Here is a 21,488-nt window from a genome sequence, read left to right on the forward strand (position 1 = left end):
TCAGAACGCAAAGCAGCTGCAACCGAGCGCGCCCCAGAAGGCGTTTTCATCGGAAACCGGCATGGCGGCACCGCGTGCAACATCGTGTTGATGGATATGTACGCCACACGGACCAGAGCAGTGGTGTACGCCCGACGCCTGACCTACGCGAGCGGCCTGCGGCGGCGCACTGCGATAATGACCAGGGACTTTCACCACCGGCGACCAGTCTGGCAGTACCGGGATCGCCGGCGGTGCCAGCGGACCAAACGCGCCAGTGGCATAAACAATCTCACCGCCGACCACCGTCAGGACCGATTCAATCCCTTTGATCTCCTCCTCAGGTACGCGGAAGTAGTCTTTGCTGAGGATGGCGAGATCGGCCAGTTGACCGACTTTAATCTGGCCTTTTTTCCCCTGTTCGCTGGAGAACCAGGCGCTGCCTTGCGTCCAGAGCAGCAGGGCGGTATCGCGATCGAGACGCGCGCTGTGGTCGTACATTTGCATGCCGCCAACCGTGCGCCCGGAAACCAGCCAGTAGAGTGCCGTCCACGGGTTGTAGCTGGCAACGCGCGTGGCGTCGGTGCCCAGACCAACCGGCAACCCGGCTTCCAGCATTTTCGCCACCGGCGGCGTCTGTTTAGTGGCCTGCGAACCGTAGCGTTCGGCGAAATATTCGCCCTGGAAGGCCATGCGATGCTGAACCGCAATCCCGCCGCCGAGCGCTTTTACACGCTCAATATTGGCTTCGGTGATGGTTTCCGCATGGTCAAAGAACCAGTGCAGACCGTTAAACGGAATGTCGCGGTTCACTTTTTCAAATACATCCAGCATGCGGCTGATCGATTCGTTATAGGTGGCGTGCAGGCGGAACGGCCAGCGGTGCTCAACCAGATGGCGCACCACGCGCTCCAGTTCCTCTTCCATACCGGGTGCCAGATCCGGGCGCGGCTCAAGGAAATCTTCAAAATCGGCGGCGGAAAAGACCAGCATTTCACCGGCACCGTTGTGGCGGAAAAAGTCGCTGCCCTGGCCCGGCGTTAACATATCGGTCCATTTTTCGAAATCTTCCAGCTCATGCCCCGGACGCTGGGTAAACAGGTTATAGGCGATGCGAATGGTCATCTGCTGTTTGCTGTGCAGTTCGGCGATCACTTCGTAATCTTCCGGGTAGTTCTGGAAACCACCGCCCGCGTCAATAGCGCTGGTCAGCCCCAGACGATTCAGCTCACGCATAAACTGGCGCGTGGAGTTGACCTGCTGCTCCAGCGGCAGTTTTGGCCCTTTCGCCAGCGTGGCGTAGAGGATCATCGCGTTTGGCCGCGCAATCAGCATCCCGGTCGGGTTGCCATTGCTGTCGCGCTGAATTTCGCCGCCCGGCGGGTTAGGTGTGTCTTTGGTGTAGCCCACCACATTCAGCGCCGCGCGGTTGAGCAGGGCGCGATCGTACAGATGCAGGATAAACACCGGCGTGTCCGGCGCGGCCTCGTTAATTTCGTCCAGCGTCGGCATACGGCGTTCGGCGAACTGGAACTCTGTCCAGCCGCCCACCACGCGTACCCACTGCGGAGACGGCGTGCGCAGCGCCTGTTCTTTCAGCATACGCAGGGCATCCGCCAGCGACGGCACACCTTCCCAGCGCAGCTCCAGGTTGTAATTAAGCCCGCCGCGGATCAGGTGCAGGTGCGAGTCGTTCAGCCCCGGGATCGCCGTATGGCCTTTCAGATCCACCACTTTTGTGCGTTCACCACGGTAAGCCATCACCTCGGCTTCGGTCCCCACCTGGACAAATTTTCCGTCGTGGATAGCCACGGCATCGGCGAGCGGGTTTTCCCGATCAACCGTATGAAACTGACCATTAAGCAATATCAGTTCTGCATGTACGAGCGAATCCATACTTCCTCCAGTCTGGCGGCCTCATGGGCCGGATAAGCGTCTGGGCGGATTATGCTAAGCGTTGGGAAAGAATGAACAGTTATACGAACGTATAGGTATACGAAAGGATAGTTATACCTTCAGATAATAGTTATGCCGGGGAGGGATACCTAACATACAGCCAACGATAGCGATGGCGCGTGAGTTGCTGTCTTAACGTAACACTCCTCACTTTAACCTCTAAGGATGCTTGTATGACTACCGCGAAACTTGAAGTTCTGACCCCGGCAAACTGTCAGTTAATCTTTATCGATCACCAGCCGCAGATGGCGTTTGGCGTGCAGTCTATTGACCGCCAGGTGCTGAAAAACAACACCGTCGCGCTGGCGAAAGCCGCCAAAGTGTTCAATATTCCGACCATCTTCACTACCGTCGAGACCGAAAGTTTCTCCGGCAACACCTATCCTGAACTGCTGGATGTGTTCCCGGAGAAAGACATTCTGGAACGTACTTCAATGAACTCCTGGGATGACCAGAAAGTGCGTGATGCGCTGGCGGCCAACGGCAAACGTAAGGTGGTGGTGTCCGGCTTGTGGACCGAAGTGTGCAACAACACTTTCGCCCTGTGCGCCATGCTGGAAGGCGACTACGAAATCTATATGGTGGCAGATGCCTCCGGCGGCACCTCGAAAGAGGCGCATGATTACGCCATGCAGCGCATGATCCAGGCAGGCGTGATCCCGGTGACCTGGCAGCAGGTGATGCTGGAGTGGCAGCGTGACTGGGCGCACCGCGAAACGTACGACGCGGTCATGAATATTGTGAAAGAGCATTCCGGCGCATACGGCATGGGCGTCGATTATGCCTACACCATGGTGCACAAAGCGCCTTCTCGCGCGAAAGCGGGTCATCGCACGCTGGCACCGGTTCCGGCGAAATAAGTCTCTTGCTGGCCGGTGTACGCCGGTCAGCCTTTAAACGGCAGGAGAATGCCATGAGTGTCGGACTTGTCTCTTTCGCCGCAGGCGTGCTGATTGGCGTGATGTACGCCTTGCTGAAGGTGCGATCGCCTGCGCCACCGGCGATTGCGCTGGTCGGGTTGCTTGGCATGTTGATGGGCGAACAGCTCGTCAGCGCACTGATCACACAAGCTGCGGCGGGGTGAGCCTATGAAATCCTGGATCCTTTCCCTCCTGGTCGGTCTTCTGGCCGGGGGGATTTATGCTTTACTGGGGACACGTTCCCCCGCACCGCCGGTGATTGCCTTACTGGGGTTATTCGGCATGCTGGTGGGAGAGCAACTGGTTCCGATTACCCGTCGGTTACTTGCCCGGCAACCGTTAACCATGGCATGGTTTCGCCATGAGTGTGTGCCAAAGATTAGCGGTACGCCGCAACCTGAACCGCCGGACGCACCGCCGCGCCGGGATTAATGCCCCGAGGATAACCATGACGCACACCCTGCGTATTGCCATTGTTGATGATGAACCGTCCGTGCGTAGCGGGTTAAGCAATTTGCTGCAATCGGCGGGGTACGCCACGCTGACCTTCGCGTCCGCCGAGGCCTTCCTCAACGATGGTAGCGCGCAGCGGCAAACCGCGCTGGTGATTGCCGATATTAAACTTAAAGGCATGAGCGGGGCGGCGCTGTACGAGAAACTGCAATGTAACCCGTGCCCGCCACCGCTGATATTTATTTCCGGTCACGACGATGAAACCTGGCAACGGTTCGCGGGGCAACCCGGTGCCGTTGCTTTTTTGCATAAACCGATCGATATCGACATGCTGCTTGATCATATTTCGCGCACGCTGGCGGGAGGTGAGGAGACGCCATGACCGGAAACGCAAAATCTCCCCCCTGGCCGCCGATGCTGGCCGAAAACCAACCGTTTACGCTGCAGGATGATGCTATCTACACGCCGCTGGCGCAGGAGGGCGGCATTGTCTGGATGAATGCCCACTACCCGTGGGCGAGTGATGCGTTTATTCTCGCCACGGCGGTAAGCGACGATGCCGAGCCGCGCGCCAGCCAGTTGCTGAACAACGAATTAGCGTTACGCCAGCAGCTTGATAGCCGTTGGGCGGTAAAACCGGTGGCCAGCACGCAGTATCACGGCCGCGTTGCGCTGGTTTACCCCACATTTGCCTTTAAACCGCTCACCCGCATGATCACCCAGCCGATGGCGTGTATCGCCAGCTGGCTTGAACTGACCCTGCGCATCTGCACGCCGCTGCGCCAGATGCACCAGAGCAACCTGATCCATGGCGATATTAAACCCGGCAATATTTTTCTCACCGATGAAGGCTGCCGGTTGGGCGGGTTTGGACTGACGACCAGTACCGTCGGGGAACCGGCGCAGAACTGGCTGCCGCTCTCCGGCGGTACGCTGGCCTATATGTCACCGGAGCACACCACGCGCACCCACCACGCCGTGGACAACCGCAGCGATCTCTACAGTCTGGGGATTGTCTTTTATGAGCTGTTGACCGGCACATTGCCGTTCGATCTCAGCGAAGGCGGGCAGGCTGAATGGGTGTTGCACCACATCGCCTCTGAACCTTCGCCGCCGCATAGCCTACGCGACGGGGTGCCGGAGATGCTCTCCACCATTGTGCTGAAGTTGCTGGCAAAGTCGCCGGAAAAACGTTACCAGACGGTCGATGGGCTGATGGCGGATTTGCGCCGCTGCCAGGCGACATTAACGCCCGATGGCGAGATAGCCGCCTTTACGCCAGGTCTGCAGGATCGCTCACCGGCGCTGCATTTTGCTAACACGTTGTATCGCGCCCATCCGCAGGCCAAATCGCTGGCAGACGCGCTGGACGCGGTTGTGCAAAGCGGTACGCAAACGCTGGTCACCATCAGCGGTCCTGTCGGGATGGGGAAATCGTCGCTGATGGCCTCGTCGTTAAAGGCCTTTCAGAGCCGCCCGTCGCTTATCGCGCTCGGGAAGGTGGAACAAAACTCGTCGATTCTGCCGCTGGGTGTGCTGACGGCCGCTTTCCGCTCGCTGGCGCTGCATTTACTGGGGTTACCCGCTGAGGAAGTGGCGCGCTGGAAGACGCGGCTTAGCAGTGCGCTCACCGGTTATGAAGCGCTGGCGGTGAGCCTCGCGCCGGAGCTGGGGCTGCTGATTAACAGTAAACCCGTGCTGTTTGTCGACACTTTGTCACTCGATTCACGCGCGCGCTTCAACCACATGGTGCTGCGGCTGGTGAATGTCTTTGCCACTCCGGGTTGCCCGCTGATTATCCTTATCGATAACTTGCACTGGATCGATGACGCCAGCCTGCATTTACTGGAATACCTGTTACAGCACAGCCATGCCTTGCCGCTGCTGATGGTGGTTTCACACCGCGACGTAGCCTCGTTAGACGATCCGGCTTTTGCCACCGCGCTGGCCCGCTTGCGTAGCGCCGCCAGCCGGGTAATTGAGTGTGTGCCGCAACCGCGTTCGGCGAAAGCAATCTCGCGCTGGCTGGCGACCGTTTTTCAGACGCGCCCGGCATCCACCCTTGAGCTGGCAAAACTGATCCATGAAAAAACCGGCGGCAATCCGCTGTTCGTCCATGAGTTCTTTAAGCGCATTACCGAAGACGGTCTGGTGAGCCATAACAGTTACCAGGGCAAATGGCAGTATGACCTGGCGGCGATTAGCACCCGCTACCACCGCGAAAACGTCCCCGATTTGCTGCTCCAGCAGCTGGCGCAAATGCCGCCTGAAACGCGCATCCTGCTCGGGAGCATGGCCTGTCTTGGCAGCGCGGGGGATATCACGTTAATAAGCCGTGTGCTGAACCTTTCTGCCAGCGAGGTGCATTACCGTCTGCATCCTGCGCTTACGGTACGACTGGTCACGCTTAACGCCGCCGCGTACACCTTTACCCATGAGCGCATTCACGAAGCGGCCTGCGCGCTGCTGGAACCTGCATATTGCCGCCAGTTGCATCTGGCCACGGCCACGCTTCTGGCGCAAACGGCAGCCGAAGCCCCGGGCAATGAGCTGCTGTTTCGCGCTATTCACCACATTAATGCCGCGGCCGACGACATTTTGCCGCCGCAACGCCAGCACTTCAGTGAACTTAGCCTGCTTGCCGCCAGACGGGCAAAACATACCGGTGACTACACGTCGGCCCTGAGCTATTTACATCTCGCGCAGCGGCTTCGCACCGGGACAGGGCATGACTTTGCGCTGTCGCTGGAGGAGACCGCCTGTGAGTTTTTGCTCGGTAACCTGTCAACCGCGCGCGGACTGTGCGAACGGTTACTGGCCTCGCCTGGCGGGCTCACGGAAAAAGCGCAGGCCGCGACATTGCTGGCAGAAGTGCATATTCGCCAGTCCGGTTATCAGCTGGCGCTGGAGACAACGCTCTGTTGGTTGACCGTGTTTGGCATTCACCTGAGCCGTTATCCTGACGATGCAGCCTGTGATCACGCGTGGCAGGAGATGCATGCGCGTGTTGGAGATAATCCCGCGCATCTGTTTACTGCGCTGCCACGCATGAATCATCAGGAAACCGACGCGCTGATGAACCTGCTGGCGAGCGCCAGTTTGTATGCCAGCTTTAATTGCCCGCGCCTGCATTTCCTGTTGCTGTGCCAGATGCTGCAACTGACGCTCGAACGTGGGCTGACCGGCGCATCCACCTCGGCACTGGCCTGGTTTGGTGTACTGCTCGGTGAACGCTATGAAGAGTATGAACTGGGCTACCGTTACAGCGTTCTGGCGCAGGAGCTGGTGACGCGCCACGGTTTACATGAATTTGCCGCGAAAGCCCTGGTGCCGCTCGGGCGTAGCTGTGTCTGGACACAACCGCTATCACGAAGCGTGGAATGCGCTAACGCCTGCTTTACCGCGGCCGTTGCGCATGGCGATCTGACCATTGCCTGTTTTGCCGCTTTTCGCCAGGTGATCAACGCCATGAGTCGCGGCGATCACCTCGACACGGTATTAGGCCATATCGATCGCGGTCTGGCTTTTATTCGTGAAACCCAGTATTCGGACATGGATCACCTGCTGCTGTTACAACGTCACTTTGTCGAGTATCTGCGACAGCCGGATAGCATGCTAAGCGGCAAAGCGATCCTGCCCCGATCGCTGCTGCCACCGACGCCGCCTGCCACCATGCTGTTCTGGTTCTGGCTCTATCGCGGGATGGCGCACTTTTTCACCGGGGCCTGTTCCCGCGCGGAATCGTGTCTGAAAGAGGCGGGAAAACATGCCTGGTCCGCACCGGGGCATATCAGTCTGCTGGATTATCACCTTTACAGCGCGCTTGCGTTGTCGATGCAGTTAACGCCAGAGACGTTTTCCGCTGAGCACCGCCTGCGGCTGAACCAGCACTACAATAAAATCGCCCGCTGGGCGCGCGTCAATCCGGGAACCTTCAGCGATAAAGAAGCGCTGGTTTACGCGGAAATCGTGCGCCTTGACGGCATGAACAGCATCGCGCTCGAACAGTATGAGAAGGCGATTACGCTGTCCCGCGAAGCCGGTTTTAACCCCAGCAATGCGCTGGCGCATGAACTGGCGGGGCGTTTTGCGCTCTCCTGTGGATACCAGACCGCAGCCGACGCGTATTTTCGCGGCGCGATGGCCGCATGGGGACGCGTCGGGGCGCAGGCCAAAGTCCGCCATTTGCAGCAGGAGCATCCCCATCTTTTCACGCCCGTGGAAAGTACCCCCTATGACACCATCTCCTTTGCGCAGAACGATGAAATTCGCGATCTGCAAAGTATCATCAAAGCCTCCCGCGCCTTATCAGAGGAGATCAACCTCGAACGGCTGATTCAGATCCTGATGACCATGTTGCTGGAGCGTGCCGGTGCGCAGCGCGGCTTACTGATTCGCGTACTTGATGACAACATTCCGGAAATCGAAGCCAGCGCACACACCAGTAAAGAGGGCGTACTGGTGCGGGTGATCAAAGAGATGCCGCTGGCGACAGATATGCCGTTATCGGTGCTGGCGGCCGTGATCCGCACCGGACAAGAGATCCGCACCGGCCGGCCGGAAGAGTACAGCCCGTTTAGCCAGGATCCGTATCTTGTCTCTTCCGGGGCGGCGGTAATGTGTGTGCCAATGTTCAAACAGGCGCGGCTGGTGGGGGTGTTATATCTGGAAAACCGCCTGATGCCGGAGATGTTTACCGCAGGCCAGTCTCGCGTCGTGAACCTGCTTGGCGCACATGCTGCGGTGTCGCTGGAGACCGCGCGGCTGTATGCCAAGCTGGTGGAAGAGAACATGCAGCGTCGGCGCGTAGAAAAAGAGCTGCGCGCCAGCCAGACCTCGCTGATGCTGGGCGAACAAATCAGTCACACCGGAACCTGGCGCTGGGAGCTGGAACAGGATTTGATGCATATGTCGGATGAGTATGCGCGCATCCTGGGGCTGGACGAGAAGCGCAAACTGATCTCCATGGCCGAGTTTTTAACCTTTGTTCACCCGGACGATCATCCGCATATCAGCGCGCTGGTCACCCGCAGTGTCGCGCAGGGTCTCACCATGCAGGCGGAGTTTCGCATTATCCGCACCGATGGCGAGTGCCGGTATATCCTCGGCATCGGCGATCCGGTCTCTTCCGGTGATGAGGTGCATGAATATTTTGGCACCATTACCGACATTACCGCCCAGCGGCAGAGCGAAGATGCCGCGCGCGTCGCTCAGGCCGAGCTGGCGCGGGTGTCGCGCGCCACCACCGTCGGGCAGTTAACCTCATCGATTGCCCATGAAATTAACCAGCCGCTAATGTCGATTGTCTCTAACGCCGGTGCCAGCCTGCGCTGGCTTAATCGCTCACCGATCCCGGTCGATAATGTGCGCGTTGGTCTGGAGGAGATTATCAGCGAAGGGCAGCGCGCCGGAGAGGTGATCCGTAGCCTGCAATCGCTGACGCGCAGGCAGGAGCCGGTGTTCGAGCGCATCGATCTGCATTTCTTACTGCGCCATATCATGACCCTTTCCCGCAGCGAGCTGGCGCGGCGGCAGATCGCTGTTGAGTATGCCCTTGATGCGCATAACAGCTTTATTTATGGCGATAGCGTACAGATCCAGCAGGTGCTGCTTAACCTGGTGATGAATGCCGTTGAAGCAATGGCGGATATCGACTCGCGCCCGCGCGTGTTAACGCTTTCAACGCTGACGCAGAACCCGCAAGAGGTGATTTGCCAGATTGCGGATACCGGAAGCGGGATGAGTGCAGAGGTGCAGGGGCGGCTGTTTGAGTCGTTCTATACCACCAAAGCGCAGGGCATGGGCATGGGATTGACCATCAGTTATGCCATTATTGAGCGGCATAAAGGCAAGCTAACGGCGAAGTCGAGGCTACCATTCGGCAGCGTGTTTGCCTTTACCTTGCCGGTGTCCGCGGATTAGCGGCTGCGGGATTTGGCGATATGCAGGTGGCTTGCGGCATGCACCAGATCCGCCAGCGAGCGGGCCTGCATTTTATCCATCACCCGGCGGCGATGGACTTTTACGGTAATTTCGCTGACACCCAATTCCGCCGCAATCTGCTTATTAAGCAAGCCACTGATCGCCAGCTCAAAAACTTCCTGCTCACGCGGCGTCAGGGATAAGTGGCGCTGCTTGAGAGCAAAGTTTTCCTGTTGTTGCTCGAAATCTTGCGCCGCCACCGTCAGCGCGTCAGCGACCGCCGACAGCAGGCGTTCGGACTCTACCGGCTTCGTTAAGAACTCACGCGCCCCGGCTTTCATTGCCCGCACGGTCAACGGAATGGTGCCATAACCGGTCAGAAAGATTATCGGCAATTCGCGTCCGCGATCTTTTAACGCGCTGGCGACATCGAAACCGTCCGCGACCGGCATATTCAAATCCAGAATCAAACAAGAGGGTACGGAAACCAGCGGGTGAGTGAGAAAAGATTCCGCAGAGGCGAAATCAATGGCGCGGTAACCTTCTGCTGCCAGTAGCCGGACAATTGATCGTCTGACGGCATTATCATCATCGACAACATATACGAGAGGTTCCATTATCTATCAGCCTCGGTAGGGCGCATGCCAGAAAGCAGGCCGTAAGCTATGCAGGCAGATACTGATAACATAAAAATTAACTGGATGAAATAACTGATCTTTTCCTTATATGCTGTAGGCTTTTTGTGCCAGTGCGTGAAGAATATACACCCGGTAAAAGGGGCAACGTTTAGCGCATTGCTTTCGAATGAAATTTGTTATAAATCACTGAATGTTGCATGTATTTTAACCGCTTGTTAATTTATATATCGTACCGTTAACCCTCCGCAAGGGCGCTTCGTTGACGGTGTCCAAGAGCAAAAATAAGAATAATCTTAGACTGGGTGGTGGCATTTAGGGGGAAGGAATATGGCGATCAGACGGGCAAAGCCTGAAGAAGCAGAAGTCATTTGGCACATCCGTAACCAGGCTATCCGCCACGGTTGCAAAGGCGTTTATGAGGACAAGGTTATCGCCGCCTGGACTCCGGATAAAATGCCGGAAAGTCAGCGTACGATGATTGCCAATAACCCTTTTTATGTGGCAACCACGGCAAATGACCAGCCGGTCGCCACGGGTTTTCTCGATCTCACCAACGCCAGCGTGGAGGCCATTTTCACATTACCGGAGTGGGAAGGAAAGGGGCTGGCGACGCAGATAATTGCAGCCATTAAACAGGAAGCGATGCAGCGCGGTTTGCGGCGCATCACGCTGGCATCAACGCCCAACGCCTGTGGTTTCTATCAAAAGCAGGGGTTTGTCATAGTGCGGGAGAGTATTTATCCCTCTGCGCTGGCGCGTGCGGAATTACGCTGTATTGAAATGGAATATAATTTCCCTGTTAATAAATAAAGAGCATTTATTCACAGAATGGATTAATGAGGAGAAAATTCCTATTAAAATAAACAACTTAATTAACATCCCATCATAAAACATCTCCTATAATAATAAGGCTGCGCTATCGCGTGGCTTTATTTCATGATTCAACACAGAAAGGGACTTTTTATGAAAATACGTGCCTTACTTTCCATTTTATTATTTGGTTTATCAATGAATGTCTTCGCCGCCAGCCAGACGGAGTGTGAAGTGAACGGCGAAATAGACTGGAACTGCATGTGCCAGATCTTGTGCCAGGCGGGCGAGGGCGGCGCAGCCTGTAATTGCGATGGCGTGCCATAAGCCGACATTGCAAAGGGGATATTAATGTTAATATCCCCTCTGTTTCTCCACCGCCGATTTCTCTGAAACCTATTCCTGCGCCAAATAGATCCCCCCGCTTACGCTATTCACATGTTACTCTTCACGCCTGAGGTCAAACAGGGAGAGCCGTGATGTCGGCGATTAAAACGCTTGCCACAACCGAAGTGTACCGCAACAAATGGATGCGTCTGCGCGAAGACAAAATCCTGCGGGCAGATGGGAACGAAGGTATTTATTCCGTTGTTGAGAAAGCTGATTTTGTCGTGATTATCGCCCGCGAAGGTGACAGCCTGTATGTGGTTGAGCAGTTCCGTTATCCGCTGGGTAAGCACACTATTGAACTGCCGCAAGGCGCCTGGGAATGCGCGCCGCAGGCGGATCCTCTGCATGTGGCGGCCGGTGAACTGCGCGAGGAAACCGGGCTGGTGGCAGGAAAGATGCGTCATGTCGGGTACCAGAAGCTGGCGCAAGGTTACTCCAGCCAGGGTTACCATATTTTTCTTGCTGAAGCGTTGGTGCATCAGCAGCAGGAACTGGATCCTGAAGAGTTTGGTCTGACGACGCGCAAAATTACCCTGAAAGAATTTGAGACGTTGATGTGTGAAGGAAAGATCAGCGATGCAACGTCCGTCACCGCGTATTTGCTGGCAAAGCTCAAAGGCATGCTGGAATAGCGCGGGCATTTTGCTTCTCATCACAACCGTATGCGCCGGGTCCCTGGCTTAACGCGAGATCAACATGAACAGCGCCGCACAACATATTCTTTCTATCTATCAACGTCACGCCCGGACATTTGCTGAGCAGCGCTCAAAGGCGCTTTTCGAAAAAGGCTGGCTGGAAAAATTCGCCAGCCTGCTTCCGGTTGCAGGCAACATTGTCGATGTCGGGTGCGGTAACGGGCAGCCGATTGCGGGCTGGTTTATCCGCCAGGGTTTTCAACTCACCGGCGTTGATGGTGCAAGCGCAATGCTGGACCGCGCGCGCCAGCAGTTTCCCGCTCAGCGCTGGATCCAGCAGGATATGCGCAACCTGTCGCTCGGTGAAACCTTCGATGGGCTGCTGGCCTGGGACAGCTTTTTTCACCTGACGCATGAGGATCAACGCAACATGTTCGCTCGTTTTGCCGAACATAGCCATGTGGGCAGCGCGTTAATGTTCACCAGCGGAACCGATCACGGGATCGCAATGGGGCAGTTTGCCGGTGAACCGTTGTTCCATGCCAGTCTCGCACCTGACGAATACCGCGCGTTATTAGCAAATCACGGTTTCGAGGTTATCGGGATGGTTCAGGAAGATCCCCACTGCGCCGGGCATACCGTATGGCTGGCGCAACGCGTTCGCTAAAGCGGCGGTGAAGATATTTGCCGGACGCGGCTCAGGCTAAAGAGGATCGCCAGAAGTGTTGCCGCAGCGGCCAGCCCTAAGCCAAGCCGGACCGCAAAAGCCTCCTGCTCCACATTGCCGGAAGGGGCATAGAGCGAAAGTATCCCACCCAACAGCGCCGCGCCAAGACACTGGCCGAACGTGCGCATAATCGCCAGCACGCCGGACGCGTAACCACTGTGCTCCCTTGATGCGTTCGCCATCATCTCTTTATTGTTCGGGCTCTGGAAACAACCGAAGCCAATACCGCAGATCAGGCTGCGCAGGCTGATATCCCACACCGGCGGATCATGCGGTAATCGCGCCAGCAAAATTAACCCCACCGCGAAAAGGCACAGACCAACGGTGGCAATCAACGAAGGTGCGTAGCGGTCGGCAAGCCGCCCGGCATGGGGCGCAACCAGCATGATGCCAACAGGCCAGGCGGTAAACAGCAGCGCCGACGTCAGCGCGCTGTAACCATATACGCTCTGAAACAGAAACGGCAGGGCGACAAACGTCATTCCCTGGCTGATAAAAGAGGCCAGCGATGTCAGTGCCGCCAGCGAAAAACGCGGCGAGGCAAAAAGCGTCAGCGGCATCAGCGGTTGCAGTGCCTGGCGCTGACGCAATACAAACAATGCCCCGGCAGCCAGACCAACAAGCCCATAACTCAATGCGGTTAGCCCTGATCCGGAACGGGAAATGGCGCTTGATGCCATTACCATCGCGCCCAGCATAAGAGCGGAAAGCAGCGCCCCCGGCGTATCGAAGGGCCCGCGCAACGCGGAGGTTGCAGTCGGGATCACCCGTAATGTGAAGAGGAGGGCGATGATGCCCAGCGGAAGGTTAATGGCGAATAACCATTGCCAGCTCAACGTTGCCAGCAGCGTACCGCCCAGTACCGGCGCGATAGCGGTACTGGAGGCGATCAACAGGGCGTTCATTCCGAGGATGCGCCCCAGTAATCGATTGGGAAAGACCGAGCGCAAAATCGCCGGTGCAATGCTGAGTGTTGCCGCCCCACCAATCCCTTGCAAGATACGCATCGCGACCAGCGTCTCCAGCGATTGCGCCAGTGCGCAGCCCAGCGAGGCCAGCGTGAAGAGCCCCAGCCCGGCGGCGAATAATCGGCGAAAGCCAATATGTGCCGCTAACGCAGCAAAGATTGCCAGCGTCATGGCTGCGGAGAGCAGATAGCCATTCGCTACCCAAACAGCTTCCGCGGCGGTTACATCTAACGCCCGCGCAATTTGCGGCAAGGCGATATTCACCATTGAGCCATCAAACACCGCCATTGTGGTACTGGTCATCACGGCAACCATGGCCAGCAACCGCTCGCGTCCGGGCAAACCTTCATCACCGGGTTTATCCAAAAATAGTGTCATAAACAACCTCTGCTGATTTTGTGCTTGCGGTAACTATAATTTCGCGGGATATATGGCGGAAGGCGCAGCATTTGCATTAATACGTTGCAGCAAACGCCATATCTGAACCTTCTGTTGCGGACGAAAACGATGAGTGAACCCGATCTGAATTTGTTATTTGCCCTGGATGTGCTGATCGCCGAGCGCAGTGTGGCGGCGGCAGCGCGGCGGCTTGGTCTGAGCGCCTCGGCGATGAGCCGGACACTTAGCCGTTTGCGGGAAACCACCGGCGACCCACTATTAGTGCGCGCCGGGCGCAATATGGTGCTGACGCCGTATGCAGAAACGCTTCAGACACGCACGCAGAACGCCGTTTTCGAGGCGCGGGCGTTGCTGCGACCCGCGCAACCCGAGCTTAATATTGCCTCGCTACAGCAGATGTTTACCCTGCGCGCCAACGATGGTTTTGTTGAAGCGTTTGGCCCAACGCTGATTGCGGAAATGGCGGCTGTCGCGCCAGGCGTGATGCTGCGGTTTACGCCAAAGCCAGAGAAGGGCTCCAGTGCCTTGCGGGAAGGACGGGTCGATCTGGAAATTGGCGTGCTGAGCGAAATGGGGCCAGAAATTCGCGTGCAGGCGCTGTTTAGAGACCGTTTTGTCGGCGTCGTCAGGGATACGCATCCACTGGCGCAACTTAATGAGGTGACGATCAACGAGTATGTCGCCTGGGGCCATGTCGTGGCGTCGCGTCGGGGGTTAACAAGCGGTCCGGTTGATGAAGGGCTGGCAGAGCAGGGCGTGCGCAGGAAAATCGCCGCTGTGGTGCCGGGTTTTCCTGCGGCGTTAGCCGTGGCGCGTGCGTCCGATCTTATCGCGCTTATCCCGGCCTCTTTTCTTCTCAGTCCTGCGGCCAGGCAGGGAGTGGCAATGTTTGAGCTGCCGGTAAAAACGCGCACCATTACCGTATCTCAACTGTGGCATCCACGTTCAGAAGTCGATCCCGCGCATCGCTGGCTGCGCCAGTTTATGCTGGGAGTGTGCAGGCGATTAGTGCATAGCGATGCATTCAAAATTGTGTGATGCAAACAGGACGGGAGAAAGACGATGCACAAAGAAGATGCGTTACTGGCGATATTGGTGAAATATGAACAGCAGCTTCATGATCCCGACATTCGCTGCCAGCCCGACATTGTCGAGAGACTTTTACATCATGACCAGTCCGCGCATTTCACGAACTCCGGCGGCTTCCTTAATAATTGGTTTGAACACCGGAATCAGAAGGGCGATCGCCAGCGGAGTACCCCAGCGAACAAGGCCTGTTTCCATTTGGATCCCGAAAAAGATCCCTGCACCAACAACAAGAAGCCAGATAATCAGACCAGGCGCAGTCTCCAGTGCCGTTTGCCATTCAACATCAAAAGTTTTCATTAGCCAGGCAATAACAGCCAAGCAGAAAACAATTACGCCGGTAAAAAGCAGTCCAAAAATGCTTGTTTCGTTATCTCTACTCATCCTTTTTGATCCTTTTCACTGTTCAAACTTCGCACAATAAAGAACGTGCAGTGTTGGTAATACTGCACGTAATACTGCACGTTTGTCTCATTCCTGAGACTCTATTACTTTTGTTCCCTTTATCTGTAAGGCCATCGGCTGACGTGATGAGCTTCCTTTCGGTGGCATCAGTGTTGCTAATCGATTTCTCACCATACTAACAGTCGTTTTTGGATAGACCGTTTTAACGCTCATTTATGACAATGTAAACATGTCAAACCAATTCACGGTCAGATCTGACCATATATAAGGATGACCACAAAACGCCGGTTCTGTCTGATCGCATCTTGGTGCGCATAATGTATATTATGTTAAATGAAGTATAACCAGATAACCCACGGCCAAGGCCAGTCTTGCCTGAGCTATCGGTTCCACTACACTCACCTCTTTTTGCAGCGCACTGTCGATTCGCGACCTTCACCTTACATAGGTCTGGTTTTGCCCGGCACTTAGTCGTGCTTAGTCGTAATGGGTTTTGTGGTTTGAAAACGACACCGTTGTCAGCAGCGCTGCATCTCCTTGCGTCCTGGATTTACTGCGCTGTTTGTTCACTCCTGGTATCTGCTTCAGAACAACGAAAAGTGCTGCGCAATTTGCCAGCCGATCGAAAGCCCAACAACGCAGGCCATGTGACATTATTTCCAGGGAGCCCGCCCCGGCTGCGCCCGACGAAGAGTGACACGCAGAGACGTTTTGCAGACAATAAAAAAGCCGACAACATCGCTGCTGTCGGCTTTTTTTACTTACGAGGCGAATCAGGCGTTCTGTAACTGCTGACCGCAGGCAACCACACTTGCCAGCAGAACTTTGACGTCCTCCAGACAAACGGTCGGGTTTAGCAATGTCAGCTTCAGGCAGGTCACCCCGTCCGCTTCCGTTACACCAACGTTGGCGCTCCCGGAGGCCAACAGCGCATCGCCGATACGCTGATTCAGCAACGCAACGCTTGCCGTATCCCCATTTTCCGGGCGGAAACGGAACAATACGCTAGCCAGTTGCGGCTGCATCACCAGTTCCAGCTGCGGCTGTTCGGCAACAAACTGCGCCACCTGCTGCGCCAGCGTTACGCCGTTATCAATAATTTCGGCGTACTGCTTTTTACCCAGCGCTTCAAGACCCATCCACAACTTCAGCGCATCGAAACGGCGCGTTGTCTGTAAGGATTTCGACACCAGGTTTGGTACGCCCTGCTCTTCGTCAAAGTCAGAGTTCAGGTAGGCTGCCTGGTAACGCATTAACTGATAATGGCGCGCATCTTTCAGCAGGAACGCGCCACAGCTTATGGTCTGGAAGAATTGCTTATGGAAATCCAGCGTCACGGAATCAGCCAGTTCAAGGCCATTGAGGAAATGGCGATACTTCTCAGAGAGCAGCAACGCGCCGCCCCAGGCCGCATCAACGTGAACCCAAATCTGCTGTTCAGCGGCCAGCGCGGCGATGTCTGCTAACGGATCAATCGCGCCCGCATCGGTGGTGCCGGCGGTAGCAACAATCGCCATTACCTGCTCACCGTTGGCTTTCGCCTCGGCCAGTTTCTGCGCCAGATCGTTAACATCCATGCGCGAAAACGCATCCGTTTTCACCAGCGTCACGGACTGGTAACCCAGCCCCATCAGCGCCATGTTCTTCTGCACTGAAAAATGTGCATTTTCAGAACATAACACTTTAATTTTGCTGAGATTACCGGTTAAGCCGTGCTGCTGAACGGAGTGACCCTGGCGTGCAAAAAAGGCATCGCGCGCCAGCATCAAGCCCATCAGGTTACTCTGCGTCCCGCCGCTGGTGAACACGCCCGCGTCACCCGCCGGGTATCCCACCTGAGCACGCAACCATTCGATGAGTTTCATCTCGATGATGGTTGCAGACGGGCTCTGATCCCACGAATCCATGCTCTGGTTCGTGGCGTTGATCAGCACTTCTGCCGCCTGGCTAATCACCAGGCTCGGACAGTGGAGATGCGCCACGCACTGCGGGTGATGCACGGACAAGCTGTCTTTAAGGAAATACTCAACGGCGCGCTCAATAGCGGCCTGGTTGCCCAGGCCCTGAGACGTGAATTCTAAATTGATGCGCTCACGTAATTCCGCGACAGTTTTGCCCTGATACATTTCAGGTTGCTTGAGCCACTGCACAACAGCTTGCGTGCTCTGCTCAATGGCTTCCTGATAGGCAGCAATACTTTGCGCGGAACCCGAGAGAATCGGATTTAAATCAGACATTCGCTTACTTACTCCGATTAAACAGGCTTCACGCCAGCGCTCAGCAGCGCGTTTTCAAATTTATCGAGGAAAATTTCCAGCTCAGCATTGCTGATAAGCAGCGAAGGCAGCAGGCGCAGTACGCAACCGCCACGACCGCCGCGCTCCAGGATCAGACCTGATTCGAAGCATTTTTTCTGCAACAGTGCAGAAAGCTCACCGTCTGCCGGGTAGCAACCCATGTGATCCTGCGCTTCGTGCGGCTTAACGATCTCAATACCGATCATCAGGCCCAGGCCGCGAACGTGACCGATAACCGGGAAACGTTTTTGCATTTCAGCCAGTTTGCCTTTCAGCCATTCGCCCTGCTCTGCCACTTTATCGGCAATGCGATCTTCTTTGAGGATCTTCAGCGTAGTGAGGCCTGTTGCCATCGCCAGCTGGTTACCACGGAAGGTACCGGTATGGTGGCCCGGCGCCCAGGCGTCGAACTGCTTTTTGATACCCAGTACCGCCAGCGGCAAACCGCCACCAACCGCTTTGGACATCACAATGATGTCCGGCTCAATACCGGCGTGTTCGAAGGCAAACAGTTTGCCAGTACGGGCGAAACCAGCCTGCACTTCGTCCAGGATCAACATAATGCCGTGTTCCTGGGTCACTTTACGGATACGCTGCAGCCACTCGATCGGCGCCGGGTTCACGCCGCCTTCGCCCTGCACCGCTTCCAGGATCACAGCAGCCGGTTTACGCACGCCGCTTTCAACGTCGTTGATCAGGTTTTCGAAGTAGTAAGTCAGCGCTTTCACACCGGCTTCACCACCGATACCCAGCGGGCAACGATACTGGTGCGGATAAGGCATAAACTGCACTTCCGGCATCATGCCGTTTACCGCTTCCTTCGGCGACAGGTTGCCCGTCACGGAAAGCGCGCCGTGCGTCATGCCGTGGTAACCGCCAGAGAAGCTGATAATCCCGGAACGACCGGTCACTTTTTTCGCCAACTTCAGCGCCGCTTCCACGGCGTCCGCGCCGGAAGGCCCGGTGAATTGCAGGCAATATTCTTTGCCCTGACCCGGCAGCAAAGAGAGCAGATATTCTGAAAACTCATCTTTTAACGGCGTGGTCAGGTCGAGCGTATGTAACGGTAAGCCACTGGTAATGACACTTTGGATGCTTTGAATCACATCAGGATGATTATGGCCCAGCGCCAGAGTACCGGCGCCTGCAAGGCAGTCAAGGTATTGATTATTCTCAACATCGGTGATCCAGACGCCCTGCGCTTTGGCAATCGCTAACGGCAATTTACGCGGATAGCTTCTGACATTGGATTCAAATTCGGCCTGTCTTGCTAAAAAGGTCTCATTGCTTTGCGGGAATGATTTAGCACTCAAAGAATCAATACGGACTTTATCCGTCATCATATCTCTCCTACAACCTGGGTTGATTTAACACCGGGTTGAATAAGGGTTTAAGGGGGCTTGTAAAAAACGCGGCTAATATATGTGTTTTCAGCAGCGGACTCAATCTTTTATTTTGTCAGGCTATTTATGTCATTTTCTTTAAAAATCAATGACAAAAAATATTTATGCGTGGGGATTGTTCAGCATGAATTGTAACCAATTCTGTTACAAGAATATTCCAGGCAGCATCGGAAACAATGCCATGATAAGCCTCGCTTTTTAATATTTGTGCTCTTTTTATGTTATTAGAACGTTATTTAAGCCAAACTCCGCCAGCAAGCACTGAATAAATCATGATATTTTCCATTGGTTTATTGCAAATGTTGAGGAAAATATCGATTCAGCGAGTTAAATCACTTACTATGCCCCGCGATAAAAACCCTGAGGCGAAAAAAAGGAAGCATCTATTTAATCATTAATGCGTATCACACCCGGTAACTCGTGAGAGGCAATACAGGTTATCGACAACGGGAGCAGAATCCTGGGTTGTAAAAAGAAATGTTCGCGGGCGGACATTTCGTAAGGCGAAGCACACTTCCCTTATGCCGAGAATGAAAATTTTCATGCCATAAAATTATGGCGCCCTGATATGAGATTGTTATGACTCGCATTTATCCACACACCATCGTTGCCAAATTTGGCGGAACCAGTGTCGCCGATTTTGACGCGATGAGCCGCAGCGCCACCATTGTCCTTGCTGATAAAGACGTTCGTCTGGTTGTTTTATCTGCCTCCGCTGGCGTCACCAACCTGTTAGTTGAACTCTCAGGCGGTCTGGAAAGCAGCGTTCGACAAGATAAGATCGACACCCTGCGCACCCTGCAATACAACATTATTTCTCGCCTGAAACAGCCAGAAGCCATCGGCCAGGAGATTGACCGCCTGCTCGATAATATCAGCCATCTTGCGGCCATGGCCGTTGATTCCCGGTCAGACGCGCTGTGCGATGAACTGGTGAGCCACGGGGAGCTGATGTCTTCCCTGCTGTTTGTGGAGGTTCTGCGCGAACGCGACGTCGAAACGCAGTGGTTTGACGCGCGCAAAGTGATTCGCACGAACGACACGTTCGGCTGCGCGGTACCTGTTATAAGCGAGATTGCAGAACGGGTGGAAAAGCATTTGCGCCCGCGCATTGCGCAGTCGCTGGTGATCACGCAAGGCTTTATTGGCAGCGACGCGGCGGGGCAAACCACCACGCTCGGCCGTGGCGGCAGTGATTACACTGCTTCATTGCTGGCGGAAGCGTTGCAGGCAGCGCGAGTGGATATCTGGACCGATGTCGCCGGGATTTATACAACCGATCCCAGAATCGTTGCCCAGGCAAAACGCATTGATACGCTCTCATTCTCTGAAGCCAGTGAAATGGCGACCTTCGGCGCGAAAGTGCTGCATCCGGCAACACTGTTGCCCGCGATGCGTAAAAATATTCCGGTCTTTGTCGGTTCAAGCGCCCAGCCGCGCGCGGGCGGAACGCTGGTCTGCCGTGACACGCCCGAACCGCCACGTTACCGTGCGCTGGCCGTTCGTCGCCAGCAAACGCTGTTAAAGTTATCCAGCATTGATGCGCAGCCGGCACACCGCTTTTTAGCCGAGATGTTCAACATTTTGTCGCGTCATGATGTGGCGATGGATCTGGTGACAACTTCGGAAGCCAGCATTGCGCTTATCCTCAACTCCACCGGCTCTACGTCCGGTGAAGCGGACACGCTGACTACCGCGCTGCTTACCGAACTGTCATCGCACTGCCATGTCGAAATCGAGACCGGTCTGGCGTTAGTCTCGCTTATTGGTAACACGCTCTCGCAGGCTCCGGCGGTATGCAAAGAGGTGTTCGCCGAACTGGAAAACCATTCCGTGCGGATGATTTGCCACGGTGCCTCCAGCCATAATCTTTGCTTCCTGCTCCCCGCAGAATGCGCTGACAGCGCCGTGAAAACGTTACACCGTAACTTGTTAGAATAACGGCGGTTAACGGGCCCCGCACGCGGGCAACGCTCAGTGCTGGCAGCGCGTCTGCCAGCACTTACCTCAAGAGCAATCACCCGCCACTTTCTCCCTTTTTCCACTGATACCGTCACGCTCAGAGTCCGCCTTACTCAAGGTGACCGGAACGCAGAAAGTCGCCTGTGCCTGTCTGGACGGTAACGTTTAGCGGCGCAAAGCCCGTGACGCTTAGCGGGCTTTCTTGTAACCTTCCGCAACACTTTTCCTGAAAACCGGACTTCACATGGCCGCTCATATTTCAAAAGATCCTTTGCACGGCGTGACGCTTGAAATGCAGGTTAACGCGCTGGTTGCCCGCTACGGTTGGCTCGAACTCGGCAAACGCATCAATATTAATTGCTTTAAAAACGATCCAAGCGTTAAATCCAGTTTGAAATTTTTGCGACGCACGCCCTGGGCGCGCGCGGAAGTTGAGGCGCTGTATCTCGAATCGCAGGAAGAGCGCGCCCCGGCCAAATCAGACGAACCAGCGTTTAACCCGTGGACCCGCGGTCGAACGCCTAAGAGCTAATTTTCA

17 protein-coding genes and 1 pseudogene are annotated in these 21,488 nt (G+C 55.6%); 12 read left to right on the forward strand and 6 right to left on the reverse strand.

Annotation, left to right across the window (positions count from 1 at the left end):
* On the reverse strand, positions 1-1,875 hold the full coding sequence (locus DFO56_RS05305; RefSeq protein ID WP_045508420.1) for an amidohydrolase: 1,875 nt from the start codon (positions 1,873-1,875) through the stop codon (positions 1-3).
* Between the two features lie 233 nt (positions 1,876-2,108).
* Here DFO56_RS05305 and DFO56_RS05310 point away from each other — a divergent pair, with 233 nt between their 5' ends.
* Genes DFO56_RS05310 through DFO56_RS05330 form a run of 5 tightly spaced genes read left to right on the forward strand, consistent with a single transcriptional unit; the run spans position 2,109 to position 9,230 of the window.
* A complete protein-coding gene (locus tag DFO56_RS05310) occupies positions 2,109-2,795 on the forward strand; it encodes a hydrolase (RefSeq protein WP_016496081.1) in 687 nt (228 codons plus the stop codon).
* Positions 2,796-2,848: 53 nt separating this feature from the next.
* Positions 2,849-3,019, forward strand: a complete 171-nt coding sequence (locus tag DFO56_RS05315; protein ID WP_072051623.1) for a DUF1427 family protein — start codon at positions 2,849-2,851, stop codon at positions 3,017-3,019.
* Positions 3,020-3,023: 4 nt separating this feature from the next.
* Positions 3,024-3,287, forward strand: a complete 264-nt coding sequence (locus DFO56_RS05320; RefSeq protein WP_045508421.1) for a XapX domain-containing protein — start codon at positions 3,024-3,026, stop codon at positions 3,285-3,287.
* A gap of 16 nt (positions 3,288-3,303) precedes the next feature.
* Positions 3,304-3,690 carry a response regulator transcription factor gene (locus DFO56_RS05325; RefSeq protein WP_045508422.1) on the forward strand — a complete coding sequence of 129 codons (387 nt, stop codon included), beginning with the start codon at positions 3,304-3,306 and terminating at the stop codon, positions 3,688-3,690.
* A complete protein-coding gene (locus DFO56_RS05330) occupies positions 3,687-9,230 on the forward strand; it encodes an AAA family ATPase (RefSeq protein ID WP_045508423.1) in 5,544 nt (1,847 codons plus the stop codon). The genes DFO56_RS05325 and DFO56_RS05330 overlap by 4 nt, the downstream gene beginning before the upstream one ends.
* Here DFO56_RS05330 and DFO56_RS05335 read toward each other — a convergent pair.
* The gene (locus tag DFO56_RS05335) at positions 9,227-9,847 is read right to left on the reverse strand and encodes a response regulator transcription factor (protein ID WP_016496086.1); all 621 of its coding nucleotides are present in this window, start codon (positions 9,845-9,847) and stop codon (positions 9,227-9,229) included. The genes DFO56_RS05330 and DFO56_RS05335 overlap by 4 nt on opposite strands.
* Positions 9,848-10,195: 348 nt before the next feature.
* Between DFO56_RS05335 and DFO56_RS05340 the strand changes: the two genes are divergently transcribed.
* The 4 genes from DFO56_RS05340 (at position 10,196) to DFO56_RS05350 (ending at position 12,370) form a co-directional block, all read left to right on the forward strand.
* The gene (locus DFO56_RS05340; protein ID WP_045508425.1) at positions 10,196-10,678 is read left to right on the forward strand and encodes a GNAT family N-acetyltransferase; all 483 of its coding nucleotides are present in this window, start codon (positions 10,196-10,198) and stop codon (positions 10,676-10,678) included.
* Positions 10,679-10,831: 153 nt separating this feature from the next.
* The gene (locus tag DFO56_RS24795; RefSeq protein WP_016496088.1) at positions 10,832-11,005 is read left to right on the forward strand and encodes a hypothetical protein; all 174 of its coding nucleotides are present in this window, start codon (positions 10,832-10,834) and stop codon (positions 11,003-11,005) included.
* Positions 11,006-11,157: 152 nt separating this feature from the next.
* On the forward strand, positions 11,158-11,700 hold the full coding sequence (locus DFO56_RS05345; RefSeq protein WP_045508427.1) for an NUDIX hydrolase: 543 nt from the start codon (positions 11,158-11,160) through the stop codon (positions 11,698-11,700).
* A 64-nt stretch (positions 11,701-11,764) separates the two neighbouring features.
* Positions 11,765-12,370 (forward strand): class I SAM-dependent methyltransferase, encoded by a 606-nt coding sequence (locus tag DFO56_RS05350; RefSeq protein ID WP_045508429.1) that lies wholly within the window; start codon positions 11,765-11,767, stop codon positions 12,368-12,370.
* Here DFO56_RS05350 and DFO56_RS05355 read toward each other — a convergent pair.
* Entirely contained in the window at positions 12,367-13,776 is a 1,410-nt protein-coding gene (locus DFO56_RS05355) for an MFS transporter (protein WP_045508430.1), read from the reverse strand. The two genes, DFO56_RS05350 and DFO56_RS05355, sit on opposite strands and share 4 nt — an antisense overlap.
* Before the next feature lie 129 nt (positions 13,777-13,905).
* Here DFO56_RS05355 and DFO56_RS05360 point away from each other — a divergent pair, with 129 nt between their 5' ends.
* Positions 13,906-14,835, forward strand: a complete 930-nt coding sequence (locus DFO56_RS05360) for a LysR family transcriptional regulator (RefSeq protein ID WP_045508432.1) — start codon at positions 13,906-13,908, stop codon at positions 14,833-14,835.
* A gap of 132 nt (positions 14,836-14,967) precedes the next feature.
* Here DFO56_RS05360 and DFO56_RS05370 read toward each other — a convergent pair.
* The 3 genes and pseudogenes from DFO56_RS05370 to DFO56_RS05380 form a co-directional block, all read right to left on the reverse strand.
* Positions 14,968-15,267: pseudogene (locus DFO56_RS05370) on the reverse strand (hypothetical protein); the annotation flags it as partial.
* A 794-nt stretch (positions 15,268-16,061) separates the two neighbouring features.
* The gene (locus tag DFO56_RS05375; protein ID WP_045508434.1) at positions 16,062-17,525 is read right to left on the reverse strand and encodes an aspartate aminotransferase family protein; all 1,464 of its coding nucleotides are present in this window, start codon (positions 17,523-17,525) and stop codon (positions 16,062-16,064) included.
* A gap of 17 nt (positions 17,526-17,542) precedes the next feature.
* Complete coding sequence (locus DFO56_RS05380) at positions 17,543-18,928, reverse strand: diaminobutyrate--2-oxoglutarate transaminase (protein WP_016496095.1); 1,386 nt, start codon at positions 18,926-18,928, stop codon at positions 17,543-17,545.
* A 639-nt stretch (positions 18,929-19,567) separates the two neighbouring features.
* Here DFO56_RS05380 and lysC point away from each other — a divergent pair.
* Both lysC and DFO56_RS05390 read left to right on the forward strand, forming a co-directional pair.
* The gene (gene lysC, locus DFO56_RS05385; RefSeq protein WP_045508435.1) at positions 19,568-20,929 is read left to right on the forward strand and encodes a lysine-sensitive aspartokinase 3; all 1,362 of its coding nucleotides are present in this window, start codon (positions 19,568-19,570) and stop codon (positions 20,927-20,929) included.
* Between the two features lie 265 nt (positions 20,930-21,194).
* Positions 21,195-21,482 (forward strand): VF530 family DNA-binding protein, encoded by a 288-nt coding sequence (locus DFO56_RS05390; protein WP_045508436.1) that lies wholly within the window; start codon positions 21,195-21,197, stop codon positions 21,480-21,482.
* Positions 21,483-21,488 lie beyond the last annotated feature (6 nt).

Source organism: Kosakonia sp. AG348 (genome assembly GCF_003337365.1).
Lineage (GTDB): Bacteria > Pseudomonadota > Gammaproteobacteria > Enterobacterales > Enterobacteriaceae > Kosakonia.